The organism is Paenibacillus albicereus (assembly GCF_012676905.1).
GTDB lineage: Bacteria > Bacillota > Bacilli > Paenibacillales > Paenibacillaceae > Paenibacillus_O > Paenibacillus_O albicereus.
On sequence record NZ_CP051428.1, the window covers coordinates 127,501 to 142,975 of the forward strand.

Sequence of the window (15,475 nt, forward strand, 5' to 3'; positions counted from 1 at the left end):
ATCCGGTGGTACCGAATGGAAGGGCCATCGCTCAACGGATAAAAGCTACCCTGGGGATAACAGGCTTATCTCCCCCAAGAGTCCACATCGACGGGGAGGTTTGGCACCTCGATGTCGGCTCATCGCATCCTGGGGCTGAAGTAGGTCCCAAGGGTTGGGCTGTTCGCCCATTAAAGCGGTACGCGAGCTGGGTTCAGAACGTCGTGAGACAGTTCGGTCCCTATCTGTCGTGGGCGCAGGAAATTTGAGAGGAGCTGTCCTTAGTACGAGAGGACCGGGATGGACGTACCGCTGGTGTACCAGTTGTTCCGCCAGGAGCACCGCTGGGTAGCTACGTACGGACGGGATAAGCGCTGAAAGCATCTAAGCGCGAAGCCCCCCTCAAGATGAGATTTCCCAGTATGTAAGACCCCTGGTAGACGACCAGGTTGATAGGCTCGAGGTGGAAGCGCGGCAACGCGTGTAGCTGACGAGTACTAATCGGTCGAGGGCTTATCCTATTCAAGCAAGACACAGCCGGTCAGCACGGCATTTCGTTCGATCCAGTTTTCAGGGCGCAAGCCTACGCCTTGAGCACGCATGACGTTTGGTGGCGATGGCGGAAGGGAACCACGCGTACCCATCCCGAACACGACCGTTAAGCCTTCCAGCGCCGATGGTACTTGGACCGCAGGGTCCTGGGAGAGTAGGACGTCGCCAAGCACGTGCATAGGAGCCGCCGCATCTTCGGATGCGGCGGCTTTTTGCTTATTCAAAAAAAAGGACGAGCAACGTATCGGTATCCTGCGGCTTGCGCGCTTCCATCATTTTCTGTCGATAGGCGGGCAGGGTTTTTCGAGGGAAAAAAGTCCATACTACGTTCACTGATCGGTTCAAGGAGGGAGCGTCATGCAAAACGGCCGCAGGAGACGCCAGGCCATGAAGCTTGCCGCCGCCGCTGTCATAGTGTCGGGTACGGCCAGCTGCTCGCTGGGAGCGCAGCTTGACGGGACGGTTCCTGCGAAAGTGCAGGGAAAGGCAGACGCCTCAGCCGCTGCGCCTGCAATCAATCCGAAAACCAGGCTGATTGGCACCGCGCTTGCTTCTCCGTTCGAAGCTCCCGTTCATGCCGAGGCGAACCGGCTGGAGGAGCCGGTTCGCGGCATCTATGTGTCCGGCTATGCCGCAGGCAGCAGGCGGGTGATGGGACGTCTCAAGGAGCTGGTGGACCGTACGGAGCTCAACGCAATGGTGATTGATATCAAGGACGACTACGGGTTGATGACGTATGCCTCTCACATCAAGCTCGCCAATCGGCTTGGCACGGATAGCCGGCCCTTGATCGATGACCCGAAAGAGCTGATCGATCAGCTTCACCGAGCCGGCATCTACGTCATCGGCAGGCAGGTCGTATTCAAGGATGCGCTGCTGGCGAGCAAAGTGCCGGATTGGGCGATCCACGAAAAGAGCGGCAAAGTATGGCGAGACGCGAAACGTAAGGCTTGGATCAACCCCTACCGCAAGGAAGTATGGAATTACAATATCGCCATTGCCCAGGAAGCGGCCGAGCTTGGGTTCGACGAAATTCAGTTTGATTATGTCCGTTTTCCGGCGAATGGCGCTGCGACGGAGGCGAAGCTCGACTACGGCTCAGAAGCAGGAGCGAAAAGCGAGGCGATCGGAGCCTTTCTCGGTGAATCTGCAGCCGCGATCCATCGCAAAGGCGCAAAAGTCTCGGCGGACGTTTTCGGCCTGGTGACGTCTTCCTCGGACGATATGGGTATCGGACAATCTTGGCGGACCGTCGCTTCGCAGGTGGATTCAATCTCGCCGATGGTGTATCCTTCCCATTACTCGCCAGGGATGTACGGGATCGCGACGCCTGACCTGAGTCCGTTTGAAGTCATTCATAAGGCAATGACCGACGCCTCTTCTCGCAACCGACATCTGCTTCAGGGAGGGACGCAGCCGGCTGCGATTCGCCCTTGGCTGCAGAGCTTTACGGCGACATGGCTCCATCCTCACCGAATCTATGGAGAAGCCGAGCTGCGGGAGCAGATTCGCGCGGCGAAGGAAGCGGGCGTGGACGAGTATCTGCTGTGGAGCCCGAAATGTCTTTATCCGATGTCAGCAAACCAAGCCGGAGCCCCCTCCTGATGCCTCCTGGAAGCGGCCCGAATTGAGGCGGAAAAGGCTTGAAAATCCTTATGAAAGCAGGATTTTCCTTGCCTTGACAGCCCTAGACCCCTCTGCTAAGATGGTCAATAATATATTCGGCAAGCCATAAGAATTAGGAGGCAATCACTCGTGTGGGAAACGAAATTCGCTAAGGAAGGCCTGACCTTCGACGATGTCCTGCTGGTCCCCCGCCGTTCGGAAGTGCTTCCTCGGGAAGTGGAGATCGGAACTCGTCTGAGCGAAACGGTCAAGCTCAACATTCCGCTCATCAGCGCCGGCATGGACACGGTGACGGAGGCGGCGCTTGCGATTGCGCTGGCTCGCGAAGGCGGCATCGGCATCATTCATAAAAACATGAGCGTAGCCCAGCAAGCGGAAGAGGTCGATCGGGTCAAGCGGTCCGAGAGCGGCGTCATTACCAATCCGTTCTCCCTGACGCCGGAGCATCATGTCTACGATGCCGAGGAGCTCATGGGCAAATATCGGATCTCGGGCGTTCCCATCGTCGATGACGTAGGCAAGCTGGTCGGCATCCTGACGAACCGCGACCTCCGCTTCGTCCATGATTACTCCATGAAGATCAGCGACGTCATGACGCGCGAGGAGCTCGTCACCGCTCCGGTCGGCACGACGCTGCAGGAGGCGGAAGTGCTGCTTCAAAAGCATAAGATCGAGAAGCTGCCGCTCGTCGACGAGACCAACACGCTCAAGGGCCTCATTACGATCAAGGATATCGAAAAAGCGATCCAGTTCCCGAAAGCCGCGAAGGACAAGCAAGGCCGGCTGCTCTGCGGAGCCGCGATCGGCGTGTCCAAGGATTCGCTGGAGCGCGCGGAGGCGCTCGTCAAGGCGGGGATCGACGTGCTGGTCGTCGACTCGGCTCACGGGCATCATATCAATATCATCGAGATGGTCCGCACGCTGAGAAGCCAGTATCCGGAGCTGACGATCATCGCGGGCAACGTGGCGACGGGCGATGCGACGCGCGACCTGATCGAGGCCGGCGCGTCCGTCGTCAAGGTCGGCATCGGCCCTGGCTCGATCTGCACGACTCGCGTCATCGCCGGCATCGGCGTGCCGCAGATCACGGCGATCTATGACTGCGCGTCGGTCGCCCGCGAATACGGCGTGCCGGTCATCGCCGACGGCGGCATCAAATACTCCGGCGACATCACGAAGGCGATCGCGGCCGGCGCGAGCGCGATCATGATCGGCAGCCTGTTCGCCGGAACGGAAGAGAGCCCGGGCGAATCGGAAATATATCAAGGACGCCGCTTCAAGGTCTATCGCGGCATGGGCTCGCTCGGCGCGATGAAGGAAGGCAGCAAGGACCGCTATTTCCAGGAGAACGAGAACAAGCTCGTGCCGGAAGGCATCGAGGGACGCCTCCCGTACAAGGGACCTCTGGCCGACACGGTCCATCAGCTGATCGGCGGCCTGCGGGCAGGCATGGGCTACTGCGGCACGGCGACGATCGAGGAGCTGAAGAACGATACGTCGTTCATCCGCATCACGGGCGCCGGCCTGCGCGAGAGCCATCCGCATGACGTCCAGATCACCAAGGAAGCTCCGAATTACTCGCTCTAAGCGGGGGAGTTGACGAACAAGAGTTCTTTTCACGAGGCAGGCCGCTGACGCGGCCTGTTTTTTTTCGCGTCGGGGCTCAAGAGCGCATGATTCGGCGAAGCAAAAACATCCCCTCTCTCGTTGACGGTATGGTACAATAAAAGCTGGACAAACCCATGTGAAGGAGAGAATAAACGTTGAAAGCAAGATTGACTCCGGCCCTTGCAAAGCCGGTCATCTCCGCTATCATGGCGGCCTCCCTGCTCGCAGGATCCTGCGTGGCGACTTCGACGATTCCAGCTGCCTATGCGGCAGCGACTACCAATACGGCTGCAAATGCAGCGGCCGATGCCCCCGCCGCGAAGCCTGCGGCCATTCCAAGTTACCCGGATAAGAACCCGAGCTCCAACCCGCTTGAACTGGCGGTGAGCGCCGCGATCGTCATCGATGCGGACACCGGCCAGCTGCTGTACAGCTACAATATCGATCAGCCGCTGCCACCCGCAAGCATGACCAAGATGATGACCGAGTATATGGTGCTCAGAGCGGTCAAGGAAGGCAAGCTCAGCTGGGAGCAGGAAATCTCCGTCAGCAAGGAAGCGGCGAGCACGCCGGCCGACGGCTCGCAGATTTATTTGGCCGAGGGCGATACGCATACGGTCAAGGAGCTTTATACGGCGATGTCCGTGGCCTCGGCTAACGATGCGACGATTGCGCTTGCGACGCAGCTCGGCGGCAGCGAAGCGAAATTCGTGGAGATGATGAACGCCACAGCCAAGGAAATCGGGCTGACGACGGCGACCTTCACCAGCTCGACCGGCTTGCTGGATACGACCGTGATCGCGGCCAAAGACACGGCCAAGCTCGCGATGACGATCCTCAAGGAGCATCCTGAATTTCTGGACTATTCCAAGATTCCTTCCATCAAGTTCCGCGAGCGGGACGAGAAGCCGATGATCAACAACGACTGGATGCTCGAAGGCAACAAGGGCAACGCCAACTTCGCCCAGTATACGTACGATGGGGTGGACGGCATGAAGACCGGCTTCCTGAACGCGGCCGGCTACTGCTTTACGGGCACGGTCAAACGCGGCGACACGCGTCTTATCAGCGTCGTCTATGGCACCCAGAACAAGGGCAAGCGCTTCTTGGAGACGCGCAAGCTGTACGATTGGGCGTTCTCCAACCTGGAGCGCAAGACGATCGTGCAGCCCAAATCGGTCGTAGAATCGGCCGAAACGGTTACACTAGCCAAAGGCAAGAGCAAGACCGTGGCGGTCGCGACGGAATCGGACTTTACGCTCATGGTCAAGAAGGGCGCGACGCCGCAGGCGGCCGTCTCCTCGACCAGCCTGCCGGCTGACGGCGAGCTTGTCGCTCCGGTAAAGGCGGGCCAGAAGATCGGAACGGTCACGTACGAATACAAGGATCCGGAAACGGGCGCGGTCGCGACGAAGCAGCTCAATCTCGTGGCGACGCAGGACGTCGACAAAGCCGGTTGGTTCTCCCTCATGATGCGCGGCATCGGAGAGTTCTTCTCGGGCCTGTTCAAAGGCATCGTGAATTTGTTTTAATGTGTTGTCCCGCCTAGGGGAATGATGATAGAATTTGGGATAATCATGCTCGGATAATCCGCTCGGATTGATCAGACTATAGGAGGCAAAGGGAATGTTGGAGACAGGTACATCCCGCGTCAAGCGCGGCATGGCAGAAATGCAAAAAGGCGGCGTCATCATGGACGTCATGAATGCGGAGCAGGCAAAAATCGCAGAGGCTGCGGGCGCTACGGCGGTCATGGCGCTCGAGCGCGTGCCGTCCGATATCCGCGCGGCCGGCGGCGTCGCCCGCATGGCGGACCCGACGGTCCTCGAAGAGGTCATGAAGGTCGTCTCCATCCCGGTCATGGCCAAAGCCCGGATCGGCCACTATGTTGAAGCTCGCGTGCTGGAAGCGCTGGGCGCGGATTATATCGACGAGAGCGAAGTGCTCACGCCTGCCGATGAAGTGTTCCATATCGACAAGCGCGAATTCACCGTGCCTTTCGTATGCGGCGCCAAGGATCTGGGAGAAGCTCTCCGCCGCATCCAAGAAGGCGCGTCTATGATGCGCACGAAGGGCGAGCCGGGAACGGGCAACATCGTCGAGGCCGTGCGCCACATGCGCCTGATTACCGGCCAAATCCGCAAAGTGCAGAGCCTGTCCAAGGATGAGCTGTACGCCGAAGCGAAAAATCTCGGCGTGCCTTACGAGCTGCTGCTGAACGTGCATGAAACGGGCAAGCTGCCGGTCGTCAACTTCGCCGCAGGCGGCGTAGCGACCCCTTCCGACGCGGCCCTCATGATGCATCTGGGCGCAGACGGCGTGTTCGTCGGCTCCGGTATTTTCAAGTCCGACAATCCCGAACGGTTCGCCCGCGCGATCGTCGAAGCGACGACCCACTATACGGACTACAAGCTGATCGCGGAAGTGTCCAAAAACCTGGGCGCGCCGATGAAAGGCATTGAAATCTCCAAGCTGGCGGCGCATGAGCGCATGTCGGACCGCGGCTGGTAAATCCCTTCGCGGGAGCAGTCGGAGCAGAGGAAGAAGGCAAATACATGGCACTTAAAATAGGCGTCCTCGCGCTGCAAGGCGCGGTGGCCGAGCATATCCGCAGCCTCCGATCTGCGGGAGCCGAAGCCGTGCCGGTCAAGCGTCCCGAGGAGCTGGAAGCGCTGGACGGACTGGTCGTTCCCGGCGGGGAAAGCACGACGATCGGCAAGCTGATGCGCAAATACGGCTTCATCGAGGCGATCCGTCAGTTTCATGCCGAAGGCAAGCCGCTGTTCGGCACCTGCGCGGGACTGATCGTCCTGGCCAAAGAAATCGAAGGCGGCGAGGAGTCCCATCTGGGACTGATGGACATGACCGTCGTACGCAACGCCTTCGGCCGCCAGCGGGAAAGCTTCGAGACGGAGCTCGACATCAAGGGCATCGACGAGCCGGTCCGCGCCGTGTTCATCCGCGCGCCGCTCATCGGCCGCGTCGGACCGGGCGTGGACGTGCTGTCGGTGTACAAGGACGAGATCGTCGCGGCCCGAGAGGGCTCGCTGCTCGCAGCGTCATTCCACCCGGAGCTGACGGACGATTACCGGCTTCATGCCTACTTCGCGGAGATGGTCCGCGAGGTATCCGAGGCCAAGACGCAAGCATAACAAAACAAGGTACAGGGCGAACGGGCTGACCGTCCGCCCTTCCTTCCGTTATTCCCCCTAAAGAAAGGTGAGACGTTCCGTGCTGGATCTCAAACTGCTTCGCAACGATTACGACCGCGTCGCTCAGGCGCTGACCGACCGCAACAAGCCGCTGGAGCTCATCAGCGCCTTCCCTGAGCTGGATGCCAAGCGCCGCTCCATCATCCAGGAAGGAGAAACGCTCAAGGCCCGCCGCAACACGGTGTCGCAGGAAGTGGCCAAGCTGAAAAAAAGCGGCGGCGACGCCGAGGCGCTGATCGTCGAGATGCGCGAAGTCGGCGACCGGATCAAGGAGCTGGACGAGGAGCTGCGCTCGCTCGACGAGGAGCTGGAAGCGATCGTGCTGGCCGTGCCGAACCTGCCGCATGAGTCGGTCCCGGTCGGAGGAGGCGAGGAAGACAACGTCGAGATTCGCCGCCATGGCGAGCCGAAGGCGCTGGACTTTGAGCCGAAGGCGCACTGGGACCTTGCCGAGCACCTCGGCCTGCTCGACTTCGAGCGCGCCGCCAAGGTGACGGGCTCCCGCTTTGTCTTTTACACCGGCCTCGGGGCTCGGCTTGAGCGCGCGCTGCTCAACTTCATGATGGACCTGCACAGCGACCAGCACGGCTATTCCGAGGTGCTGCCGCCGCAGATCGTCAACCGCGACAGCCTCGTCGGCACCGGTCAGCTGCCGAAGTTCGAGGAGGACCTGTTCAAGCTGACGGACAGCGACTATTACCTCATCCCGACGGCGGAGGTATCGGTAACGAACCTCCATCGCGAGGAGATTCTGGCGGCCGAGGAGCTGCCGAAGCGCTTCGTGGCCTTCAGCGCGTGCTTCCGCAGCGAGGCAGGAGCGGCTGGACGCGATACGCGCGGCCTGATCCGCCAGCATCAGTTCAACAAGGTCGAGCTGGTCAAGCTGGCCAAGCCCGAGGAGTCGTACGACGAGCTGGAATCGATGACGCAAAATGCCGAGCGCGTCCTGCAGCTGCTCGGCCTCCCTTATCGCGTGCTGCAGCTGTGCACGGGCGACATGGGCTTTTCCGCGGCCAAGACGTACGATCTTGAGGTATGGCTGCCGAGCGCCGGCACGTACCGCGAAATCTCGTCCTGCTCGAACTGCGAGGACTTCCAGGCGCGCCGCGCCGGCATCCGCTTCCGCCGCGACGCCAAGAGCAAGCCGGAGTTCGTGCATACGCTCAACGGCTCGGGCCTTGCGGTCGGCCGTACGGTCGCGGCCGTGCTGGAGAACTGCCAGCAGGCGGACGGCACGATTGTCGTGCCGGAGGTGCTCCGTCCTTATATGGGCGGCATCGAGACCATCGGTCCGCGCGGCTAGCTTTCCTTGCGGGGCCGGTTGCCTGGAACAAGTGCCCTATGGTACAATGCTCGGGTAACTGCCTTGAGGAGAGATACCGAAGCGGTCATAACGGGGCGGTCTTGAAAACCGTTAGGGTGCAAGCCCACGTGGGTTCGAATCCCACTCTCTCCGCCATAAGAAAAATCGACCGATCCCTGGAAAGGGATCGGTTTTTTGCGTAGGCCAGCTCGACGATCCAACGTTCGAACGCATCCGCGTTCGGGCCTTTTTGGCATGCGACGGTGAGATGCGAGGTGAGCGGCGATAAGCGCGGTTCCAGCACCCGCCAAGCATAGAAATCGGCTTCCGGTCGCACCCTACGGAATGGAGGTGGAAGGCGACCATGAGCAAAGTTGACGAGCTGAAGCTGGATCAGACCCGGCTGGCGCAGGCCTGGCGGGAGACGCTGCCGACGGTCCTGAACGAGACCGACCGCTGCGAGGTGTTCGAGGACGAGGGGGATGACCGCTCGCTTCGCGTCACGATCTACGGGGCGGGGCACCAGATGTATTCGTACGACTTCAAAGTGACCTACGTGGACAGCCGCGAGGTGGAAATCAGCCTCATCGACGTAGATGAAGCCAAAAAGACGATCGACGAGCGCAAGGAGCTCGTGCAGCAGCAGGTGGCCGACTATCGCCGCCATCTGCATGAATGCGCGCAGGCTCTGCATCGTCTGACCAAAGCATAGCGGGAGGGAAGCGACCGATGACCAAGAACAAAAGCGCCGTAGACAAGAACCTGCAAAACGTCGTGAAGGATCTGGAGCAGGAGCCGGTCAACGCTCATCACGCCAACCAGCTGCAGCGGCAGACCGAGGATCTTCGCCATCAGGACCATCTGAACCATGAGGACGAGACCGATCTGGACCATCAGCTGAGCTGAGTTCAGCCGGGAGGTCCATTTCCCTTGACGATGAAAGAAGGAGGTGCGCATCATGAGCAAGCCCGACAGCATTCCCGTCCCGAATCCCGAAGAGGACCGCAAGGCTTCCCGCCGGGGACATGACCACGGTCAGCCGCAGCAGCCCCTTTCCGGCAGCAAGAAGGTCAAGAACCGGAATCATGTCGATCATCTTAATCCGGAAGGAAGCTGAGCGGCGCGCTTCCGAATTCGGATTGGGGCCGTTTCCCTTTTGAGGGGAACGGCTTTTTTTGCTATACTGGAAGTTATTCGTATCGCGGAATGACGGTCGTCTTGTTCTCGCCCTTATTCAACGGCCGCGGGCGATGGTAGAATACAGAGAGTCAGAAAAGCACGGGGAACGACATGAAGGAGGAAAAGCATTGAAGGTTACGACACGCGCCCTGAAGCTTGCCGCCGCTGGGCTAGGCGCCGCCGCGCTGCTCGCGGCTGCAGGCTGCACGGGGGAAGACGCTTCGCCGAAAGCGGAGCTGGAGCAGGCTCTGGCTCAGCTGAGCGCGGCCAAATCCTACGCGTTTCAGTCGACCGCGACATTCAAGGAGCTGCAGCTCCCGAAGCCCGCGGCCGATGAAGCGGAAAAAACGGAAGGCCAGCCGGATCTCTCCGCCTTGATGGCGGAGCTGACCAAGGGCATGACGATCCAGATGGACGGCATCTATCAGCGGGAGCCGATGCGGACGGATGCGAACGTCAAGCTGACGCTGCCGTCGGCGCCGATGGAGCTGACGCTCCCGATGATTATGACGGGAGACAAGGTGTACCTCCAGGTGCCGGACCTCATCCCGACGGAGCTCGCGGGGAAATACGTCGTCATCGACAGCAAAAAGCTGGCGCAGGAAAAGGGAGAGCCGATGCAGCAGCTCGATCCGTCGGTCCAGCAGCGCCTTCTGCTGGAGGCGGGAGCCGCCTTCATGAAGCCGTTCGAGGAGAAGACGTACTTCAAGAGCCTCAAGCCCGATGAAGCGAATCTGCCGCAAGGGGTGGAGGCGGACTCCATCGTGCAATTCCAGGCGGACGGCGCGGCTGGCGATCAGGCGATGGCCCTCGTCGCCGAGCAGGCGCTGCCGGCGGTGCTCGACGTCGTGCTGGCGAACGAGGCCTACCTCCAGGCGCTCGGCCTGGACAAGGCCGAGGCGGAGGCAAGCCGCAAGGAATTGGCCGATCCGAACTCCGAGCTGTCCAAGCAGCTCCGCGAGCAGCTCAAGCTGGAGCAGGTCAAGCTCATCGGCGCGATCAAGGACGGCAAGCTGGCTTACCAGAGCATGGACTTGAACGCGGCCTACACGGATCCGCAAGGAGCGGATTCGTTCAAAGCGGTCCTGAGCGGTACGACGACGTACAGCAAGCTGGACGAGCCTGCCGCCTTCACGCAGGAAATTCCGGCGGATGCGCAGCCGATCGGCACGCTCGCCGAAGCGCTTGGCGCGGCGGCTCCTCCTGCCCGCTGATCCGGCAAAGCCGAATCAGACGAAGACGAGCGGCTCGGATGACCTGCGGAGGCTTATCGGACCGAAAACCAACAGAAGCGCCTGACCCTACGAGGGCGGGCGCTTCTTTGATGTTCGCATCGGTCGGCGGATCGGAACAGCTTGGCGGCAGCTAGGGGCAAAGGGCAGCTCCGAACGCTCGCCTATCCCTGCTGCTGCATGACGAACCAGGCGATGGCGGCCGCGACGGCCAAGCACGCGAGCGTGAAAAAGCCGATCTTCCACGGGCTGCGCGGGGCCTCGCCGGAGACGAGGCCGGTCTGGCCGTTGACCATGAAGCGGAACGGCTTGCCCCGGTAGGCGTAGGCCGCGTTCCAGACGGGGAGCAGCAGATGCTTGTAGGTGCGGTTGGAAACCTGGGTGCCGATGCTCAGGCCGCTGATCTCGTCGCCGCCGATCTCCGAGCGGATGTCGTCCTCGAGCATGGCGTCGATGCGCCGCCGGGCCCGCTCCCAGCCCTGGGTGCGGCCGACCGAGTAGCGCTCGGCGATGTAGCCGCTCAAGTAATCGGGCTTGTAGCCGAGCAGGCCGTCGAGCCGGAAGTTGCCGAGCCGATCGAGCAGCTGCGCGTCATAATGGCCGGAAGCCGGGACGAGCACGTCGTTGAAGAACCGGTCGTACTGGCCGCTGACCGAGCGCCAGACGGTGTAGCGCTCGGTGTCGCTATACGTCTCCGTCTTGCCGTCCACGACGCGGGTCCGGGTCACCGTGCGATAGTGGTAGTCGCCGCGCCGCGCGCTGTAGGAGGAGGCGGTGTCGGCGTCATAGGTCCAGTAGGGAATGTAGATGCCGGAGAGCTGGACGGCCGTGTTTTCTTTTTTGAAGGCGTTCGGCAGGAACCAGCGCTTTTTTTTCCAGGCGCGGAAGGAGGCGGCCGCGTCTTCCCGGTCGATGCGGAAGGGCACGAGCGACTCGGGACGGATGAGCTGCTCCTGCGCATGCGGGAGCACCTTGGGCGAGCCGCAGAACGGGCAGATCGTCGCCGTCTGCTGCGCCGGGATCAAGCTCTCGCCGCCGCAGCTGCCGCAGCGCACCGCGATCTGCTCGAGGCCCCAGTCCGTCGATGCGCCGCCCTCGTCGCCTTCGAGCTCATGCTCGGCCGGCTCGGAGACGTCGGCCTCGATGTCCTGCAGCCGTCCGCAGTAGGCGCACTTGAGCTGCTGCGTGTCGGCGTCGAACAGCATCGGACCGCCGCAGCTCGCGCACGGGAAGCGGATCGCGTCCTTGGCGATGGCTTGCTCCTCCATGGCGCGCTACACCTTGGTCCCGCAGTTCGAGCAGAACTTCGCGCCGGAAGCGAGCGGCTGCCCGCATTCGGAGCAGAATTTCTTGGTCGGCGCGGAGCTGTCCGCAGGGGAGCCGCCAGCTGGCCCTTCGCCGCTGCGTGCCGGCTGGCTGCCGGACGGCGGGCTCTCGCTGCGGGCGGCCGATCCGGCTCCGCTCGCCGCTGGAGCGGCCGCGTCGCCTGCCGGCTCGCCTGGCCCGGCGAGCGCCCGTCCGAGCGCCTGGCCCATCGCCATGCCGGCGCCGAGGCCGATGCCCGCCCCGGCGTCGCCGCCGGGATTGTTCGCGGCTTCCCGCACCGCTTCGGCGGATTGGTACTTGAGGTAGGTGTCGAGATTGCCGACGACGCCCATCGACGAGCGGCGATCGACGGCCTTTTCCACCTCCTCCGGAAGGGAAAGGTTCTCGACCGTGAGCGCCGTCAGGCTGAGGCCCATGCCGGCGAAGCGGGGCTGCAGCTTCGCGGCGGCCGTCTGGCTGAGCTCGTCATAAGAAGCGGCGAGGTCGATCGCCGGGATGCGGGATTCCCCGAGCAGGTCGCTGACGCCGGAGACGATGAGCGACTTGAGGTAGCCGGCGATCGCCTCGGCGGAGAAGCTTGCCTGCGTGCCGAAGATTTCCTTCAGGAACAGCGCCGGATCGCCGACGCGCAGCGCGTACGTGCCGTAGCCGCGCAAGCGCACCATGCCGAACTCGGCGTCGCGCATGAGCACCGGGTTGGTCGTGCCCCATTTGAGCTGGGTGAAATTGCGCGTGCTGACGAAGTAGACGTCTGCTTTGAACGGCGAGTTGAAGCCGTATTTCCACGAGCGCAGCGCCGTCAGCACGGGCAGGTTCTGCGTGCTCAGCGTGTAGGTGCCCGGGCCGAACACGTCGGCGATCTGGCCTTCGTTCACGAAGATCGCGGCCTGGGATTCGCGCACGACGAGCTTCGCGCCCATCTTGATGGCGTTGTCGTAGACGGGAAAGCGGTAGACCATGTCTCCGGTGCCGTCCAGCCATTCGATGACCTCGATGAATTGCCCTTTGAGAAAGTCGAAAATGCCCATATCCGTCCGCCTTTCTTTGCTGAGTCTATGGTTCTATTATAAACTTCCGGACCGGAACATACGACGCCGAGCGGAAAAAGGATGCAAAAAGCCCCGCTGTCGGCGACAGCGGGGCCATATTCATAAAGGAATGGTCGAGACGACAGGATTTGAACCTGCGACCTCTTGCTCCCGAAGCAAGCGCTCTACCAAGCTGAGCCACGTCTCGAAACCATATTTTTGCATAAACGATAATATCACACCGCAAAAAAGCTGTAAAGAAAAAAGAGCCCCGCCGAGGGGCTCTTCCGTTTACTTGCAGACGAACTCGGCCAGCACGCTCTGCAGCTCGTAGATATTGAGCGACTTGTTGAACGTCTTGGCGACGGGGGTCGGATTGCCCGACACCCAGAACTTCAGCTCCGCGTCCAGATCGAAATGGCCGGCGGTCTCGATGGAGAAATGCGTGATGCTCTTGTACGCATAGGAGTGGTACTCCGTCTTTTTGCCGGTGATGCCCTGCTTGTCGACCAGAATGAGCCGGCGATCGGTGAAAATGAACATGTCGCGAATCAGCTTGTAGCCCTTCTCGACGCGCTCGTTGCGGGCAAGCATATGCTGGAACTCCCGCTGCACGTCGGCTGGATTCAGCTCCGACGCGTTGCCCATCAATCCGTCAAACAACCCCATGCTGCCACGTCCTCTCCAGGTAGGTTCTTTCCTACTCCTTATAACGGAAGCATCGCCTTGAAATTCCAGATCCCGGAGAAAGAAACTTACAGCTCGATCGTCTTCGTCGCGACCGCCCGGCTGAACTCGCGATCATGCTCGACGAACAGCAGCGTCGGCGCATGCTCGAGCAGCAGCTCCTCGATCTGCATGCGGGAGATGACGTCGATGAAGTTGAGCGGCTCATCCCACACATGCAGATGCGCGGGCTCGCACAGGCTGCGCGCGATCAGCACCTTCTTCTTCTGGCCGCCGCTGTAGGTCGAGATATCCTTGTCGAACTGCGCGCGGGCGAAGTCGAGCTTGCGCAGGATCGCCTTGAACAGGCTCTCGTCGATGCCCCACGAGCGGGCATAGCTCGTCAGATCGCCTTGCAGATGGGAGGTGTCCTGCGAGACGTAGGAGATCCTCAGCTGGCTGCCGACGCGGAGCGTGCCTTCATGCGGCACCGGCTTGCCGCAGACGAGCCGCAGCAGGCTCGACTTGCCGGACCCGTTGCGGCCCGTGATGGCGGCGCGGTCTCCCTGCTCGATCTCGAAGCGTACGCCGGAGCATACCGCACGGCCGTCGTAGCGGATCGACAGGTCGATCGCCTCGACGAGCCGGTCGCGATGATAGCTCAGCTGCGACAGGCTCAGGCTGTCGGCGCTTTCGATGTTTTTGAGGAGCTTCGCCTTCTCGTCCGCGGACGACTGCCGCCGGCGCTCCGCCATCAGGGAGCGCTTCATCATCTTGGCGGCCTTGTGGCCGACGTAGCCCTTGTCGAGCTTGGAGCCGGAGTTGGTCGTGCCGTTCTTGCTCTTTTCCACCGCGTGCGACCATTCCCGCGTCCGGCGGGAAGCGTCGGTCAGCCGCTTGATTTCCTTCTGCAGCTTCTCGTTCTCTCCGAGCTCGAACTGGTCCTCGCGCTGCTTGTTCTCCCACCAGGTGGAGAAGCTGCCCTTTTGGACGTCGATCTTGTTCTTCTGGATGGAGAGGATATGGTCGATGCAGTTGTCCAAGAAGGCACGGTCATGGGAGACGAGGATGAAGCCCTTCTTGGATCGGAGATAGTCGCTGACGAGCTGGCGGCCCTCCGCATCGAGATGGTTGGTCGGCTCGTCGATGAGCAGGAAGCGGTTGTCCTTGAGGAAAAGCGCCGCCAGCAGCACCTTGGTCTGCTCGCCGCTGGACAGCGTCTCGAACGGCCGGTAAAGCACGTCTTCGTCCATCCTCAGCAGCGTCAGCTCGCGCTTCAGCTCCCAGTAGGCATAATCCGGGACGAGACGGTCGATGACGTCCAGCGTCTGGTCCGACGGCTGGTCCACGGGAAAAGGGAAGTAGTCGAACTCCACGTCGGCGGAGATATGGCCGGCGTAGTCGAGCTCTCCGAGCAGCAGCCGGAGGAAGGTCGTCTTGCCCCGGCCGTTGCGGCCGGTGAAGCCGAGCCTCCAGTCGGTGTCGAGCTGGAAGCAGGCTTTGTCGAATATGGGGTCGTAACTGCCGTCGTAGGCGAAAGTAAGGTTCGTGACCTGAATCAATGACATGGTATCGTTCACTCTCCTGCATCCATAAGAAATAGGCTGCAAGAAAGGTGCTTTCCCTTCGCGCAGCCCGCATGAAGATGCAGAAAAAAGAATCGGCTCCAAAGGGCCGACTCCCATGCTGACACGGGTAGCCGAAGAGGAATGCAGCTTTCTTGCCCGTCAAAAAGAACCACGCGACTAACGCGGGCTGACTTTC

Annotated in this window: 14 protein-coding genes, 2 tRNA genes and 2 rRNA genes (1 of these 18 cut by a window edge); 13 read left to right on the forward strand and 5 right to left on the reverse strand. The window is 61.3% G+C overall.

Annotation, left to right across the window (positions count from 1 at the left end; all coding sequences use genetic code 11):
• The 13 genes from HGI30_RS00560 to HGI30_RS00620 all read left to right on the forward strand — a co-directional run.
• A 23S ribosomal RNA gene (locus HGI30_RS00560) occupies positions 1 to 500 on the forward strand (it extends 2,430 nt beyond the left edge of the window).
• An 85-nt stretch (positions 501 to 585) separates the two neighbouring features.
• Positions 586 to 702, forward strand: a 5S ribosomal RNA gene (gene rrf / locus HGI30_RS00565).
• 216 nt (positions 703 to 918) lie between these two features.
• Complete coding sequence (locus HGI30_RS00570; protein WP_168905928.1) at positions 919 to 2,136, forward strand: putative glycoside hydrolase; 1,218 nt, start codon at positions 919 to 921, stop codon at positions 2,134 to 2,136.
• A 150-nt stretch (positions 2,137 to 2,286) separates the two neighbouring features.
• Positions 2,287 to 3,744, forward strand: a complete 1,458-nt coding sequence (gene guaB, locus HGI30_RS00575) for an IMP dehydrogenase (RefSeq protein WP_168905929.1) — start codon at positions 2,287 to 2,289, stop codon at positions 3,742 to 3,744.
• A 176-nt stretch (positions 3,745 to 3,920) separates the two neighbouring features.
• Positions 3,921 to 5,297: a D-alanyl-D-alanine carboxypeptidase family protein gene (locus HGI30_RS00580; protein ID WP_235680271.1), complete on the forward strand. Its 1,377-nt coding sequence runs from the start codon at positions 3,921 to 3,923 to the stop codon at positions 5,295 to 5,297.
• Positions 5,298 to 5,391: 94 nt separating this feature from the next.
• Complete coding sequence (pdxS, locus tag HGI30_RS00585; protein WP_206109987.1) at positions 5,392 to 6,276, forward strand: pyridoxal 5'-phosphate synthase lyase subunit PdxS; 885 nt, start codon at positions 5,392 to 5,394, stop codon at positions 6,274 to 6,276.
• Positions 6,270 to 6,917 carry a pyridoxal 5'-phosphate synthase glutaminase subunit PdxT gene (gene pdxT / locus HGI30_RS00590; protein ID WP_328805270.1) on the forward strand — a complete coding sequence of 216 codons (648 nt, stop codon included), beginning with the start codon at positions 6,270 to 6,272 and terminating at the stop codon, positions 6,915 to 6,917. The genes pdxS and pdxT overlap by 7 nt, the downstream gene beginning before the upstream one ends.
• Positions 6,918 to 6,996: 79 nt before the next feature.
• On the forward strand, positions 6,997 to 8,280 hold the full coding sequence (gene serS, locus HGI30_RS00595) for a serine--tRNA ligase (RefSeq protein ID WP_168905931.1): 1,284 nt from the start codon (positions 6,997 to 6,999) through the stop codon (positions 8,278 to 8,280).
• 67 nt (positions 8,281 to 8,347) lie between these two features.
• Positions 8,348 to 8,436: transfer RNA gene (locus tag HGI30_RS00600), tRNA-Ser, on the forward strand.
• 208 nt (positions 8,437 to 8,644) lie between these two features.
• Positions 8,645 to 8,992 carry a hypothetical protein gene (locus HGI30_RS00605; RefSeq protein ID WP_168905932.1) on the forward strand — a complete coding sequence of 116 codons (348 nt, stop codon included), beginning with the start codon at positions 8,645 to 8,647 and terminating at the stop codon, positions 8,990 to 8,992.
• Positions 8,993 to 9,009: 17 nt separating this feature from the next.
• On the forward strand, positions 9,010 to 9,186 hold the full coding sequence (locus HGI30_RS00610; RefSeq protein ID WP_168905933.1) for a hypothetical protein: 177 nt from the start codon (positions 9,010 to 9,012) through the stop codon (positions 9,184 to 9,186).
• Between the two features lie 52 nt (positions 9,187 to 9,238).
• Positions 9,239 to 9,397: a small acid-soluble spore protein P gene (locus HGI30_RS00615; protein ID WP_168905934.1), complete on the forward strand. Its 159-nt coding sequence runs from the start codon at positions 9,239 to 9,241 to the stop codon at positions 9,395 to 9,397.
• Positions 9,398 to 9,587: 190 nt separating this feature from the next.
• Positions 9,588 to 10,673 (forward strand): hypothetical protein, encoded by a 1,086-nt coding sequence (locus HGI30_RS00620; protein WP_168905935.1) that lies wholly within the window; start codon positions 9,588 to 9,590, stop codon positions 10,671 to 10,673.
• Positions 10,674 to 10,855: 182 nt separating this feature from the next.
• Here HGI30_RS00620 and HGI30_RS00625 read toward each other — a convergent pair whose 3' ends face one another.
• From HGI30_RS00625 to abc-f, 5 genes are all read right to left on the reverse strand, one after another.
• Positions 10,856 to 11,959: a TFIIB-type zinc ribbon-containing protein gene (locus HGI30_RS00625; protein ID WP_168905936.1), complete on the reverse strand. Its 1,104-nt coding sequence runs from the start codon at positions 11,957 to 11,959 to the stop codon at positions 10,856 to 10,858.
• A gap of 6 nt (positions 11,960 to 11,965) precedes the next feature.
• Positions 11,966 to 13,045, reverse strand: a complete 1,080-nt coding sequence (locus tag HGI30_RS00630; RefSeq protein WP_168905937.1) for an SPFH domain-containing protein — start codon at positions 13,043 to 13,045, stop codon at positions 11,966 to 11,968.
• 131 nt (positions 13,046 to 13,176) lie between these two features.
• Positions 13,177 to 13,253: transfer RNA gene (locus tag HGI30_RS00635), tRNA-Pro, on the reverse strand.
• A gap of 83 nt (positions 13,254 to 13,336) precedes the next feature.
• A complete protein-coding gene (locus tag HGI30_RS00640; protein WP_168905938.1) occupies positions 13,337 to 13,714 on the reverse strand; it encodes a PH domain-containing protein in 378 nt (125 codons plus the stop codon).
• Between the two features lie 86 nt (positions 13,715 to 13,800).
• Complete coding sequence (abc-f, locus tag HGI30_RS00645) at positions 13,801 to 15,279, reverse strand: ribosomal protection-like ABC-F family protein (protein WP_168905939.1); 1,479 nt, start codon at positions 15,277 to 15,279, stop codon at positions 13,801 to 13,803.
• Positions 15,280 to 15,475 lie beyond the last annotated feature (196 nt).

Coding starts and splice junctions, on each gene's coding strand:
- HGI30_RS00570 (WP_168905928.1), top strand. CDS start 919: ATGAAGCTTGCCGCCGCCGCTGTCATAGTGTCGGGTACGGCCAGCTGC.
- HGI30_RS00610 (WP_168905933.1), top strand. CDS start 9,010: ATGACCAAGAACAAAAGCGCCGTAGACAAGAACCTGCAAAACGTCGTG.
- pdxS (WP_206109987.1), top strand. CDS start 5,392: ATGTTGGAGACAGGTACATCCCGCGTCAAGCGCGGCATGGCAGAAATG.
- abc-f (WP_168905939.1), bottom strand. CDS start 15,279: ATGTCATTGATTCAGGTCACGAACCTTACTTTCGCCTACGACGGCAGT.
- HGI30_RS00640 (WP_168905938.1), bottom strand. CDS start 13,714: ATGGGGTTGTTTGACGGATTGATGGGCAACGCGTCGGAGCTGAATCCA.
- HGI30_RS00625 (WP_168905936.1), bottom strand. CDS start 11,959: ATGGAGGAGCAAGCCATCGCCAAGGACGCGATCCGCTTCCCGTGCGCG.
- HGI30_RS00630 (WP_168905937.1), bottom strand. CDS start 13,045: ATGGGCATTTTCGACTTTCTCAAAGGGCAATTCATCGAGGTCATCGAA.
- HGI30_RS00605 (WP_168905932.1), top strand. CDS start 8,645: ATGAGCAAAGTTGACGAGCTGAAGCTGGATCAGACCCGGCTGGCGCAG.
- HGI30_RS00615 (WP_168905934.1), top strand. CDS start 9,239: ATGAGCAAGCCCGACAGCATTCCCGTCCCGAATCCCGAAGAGGACCGC.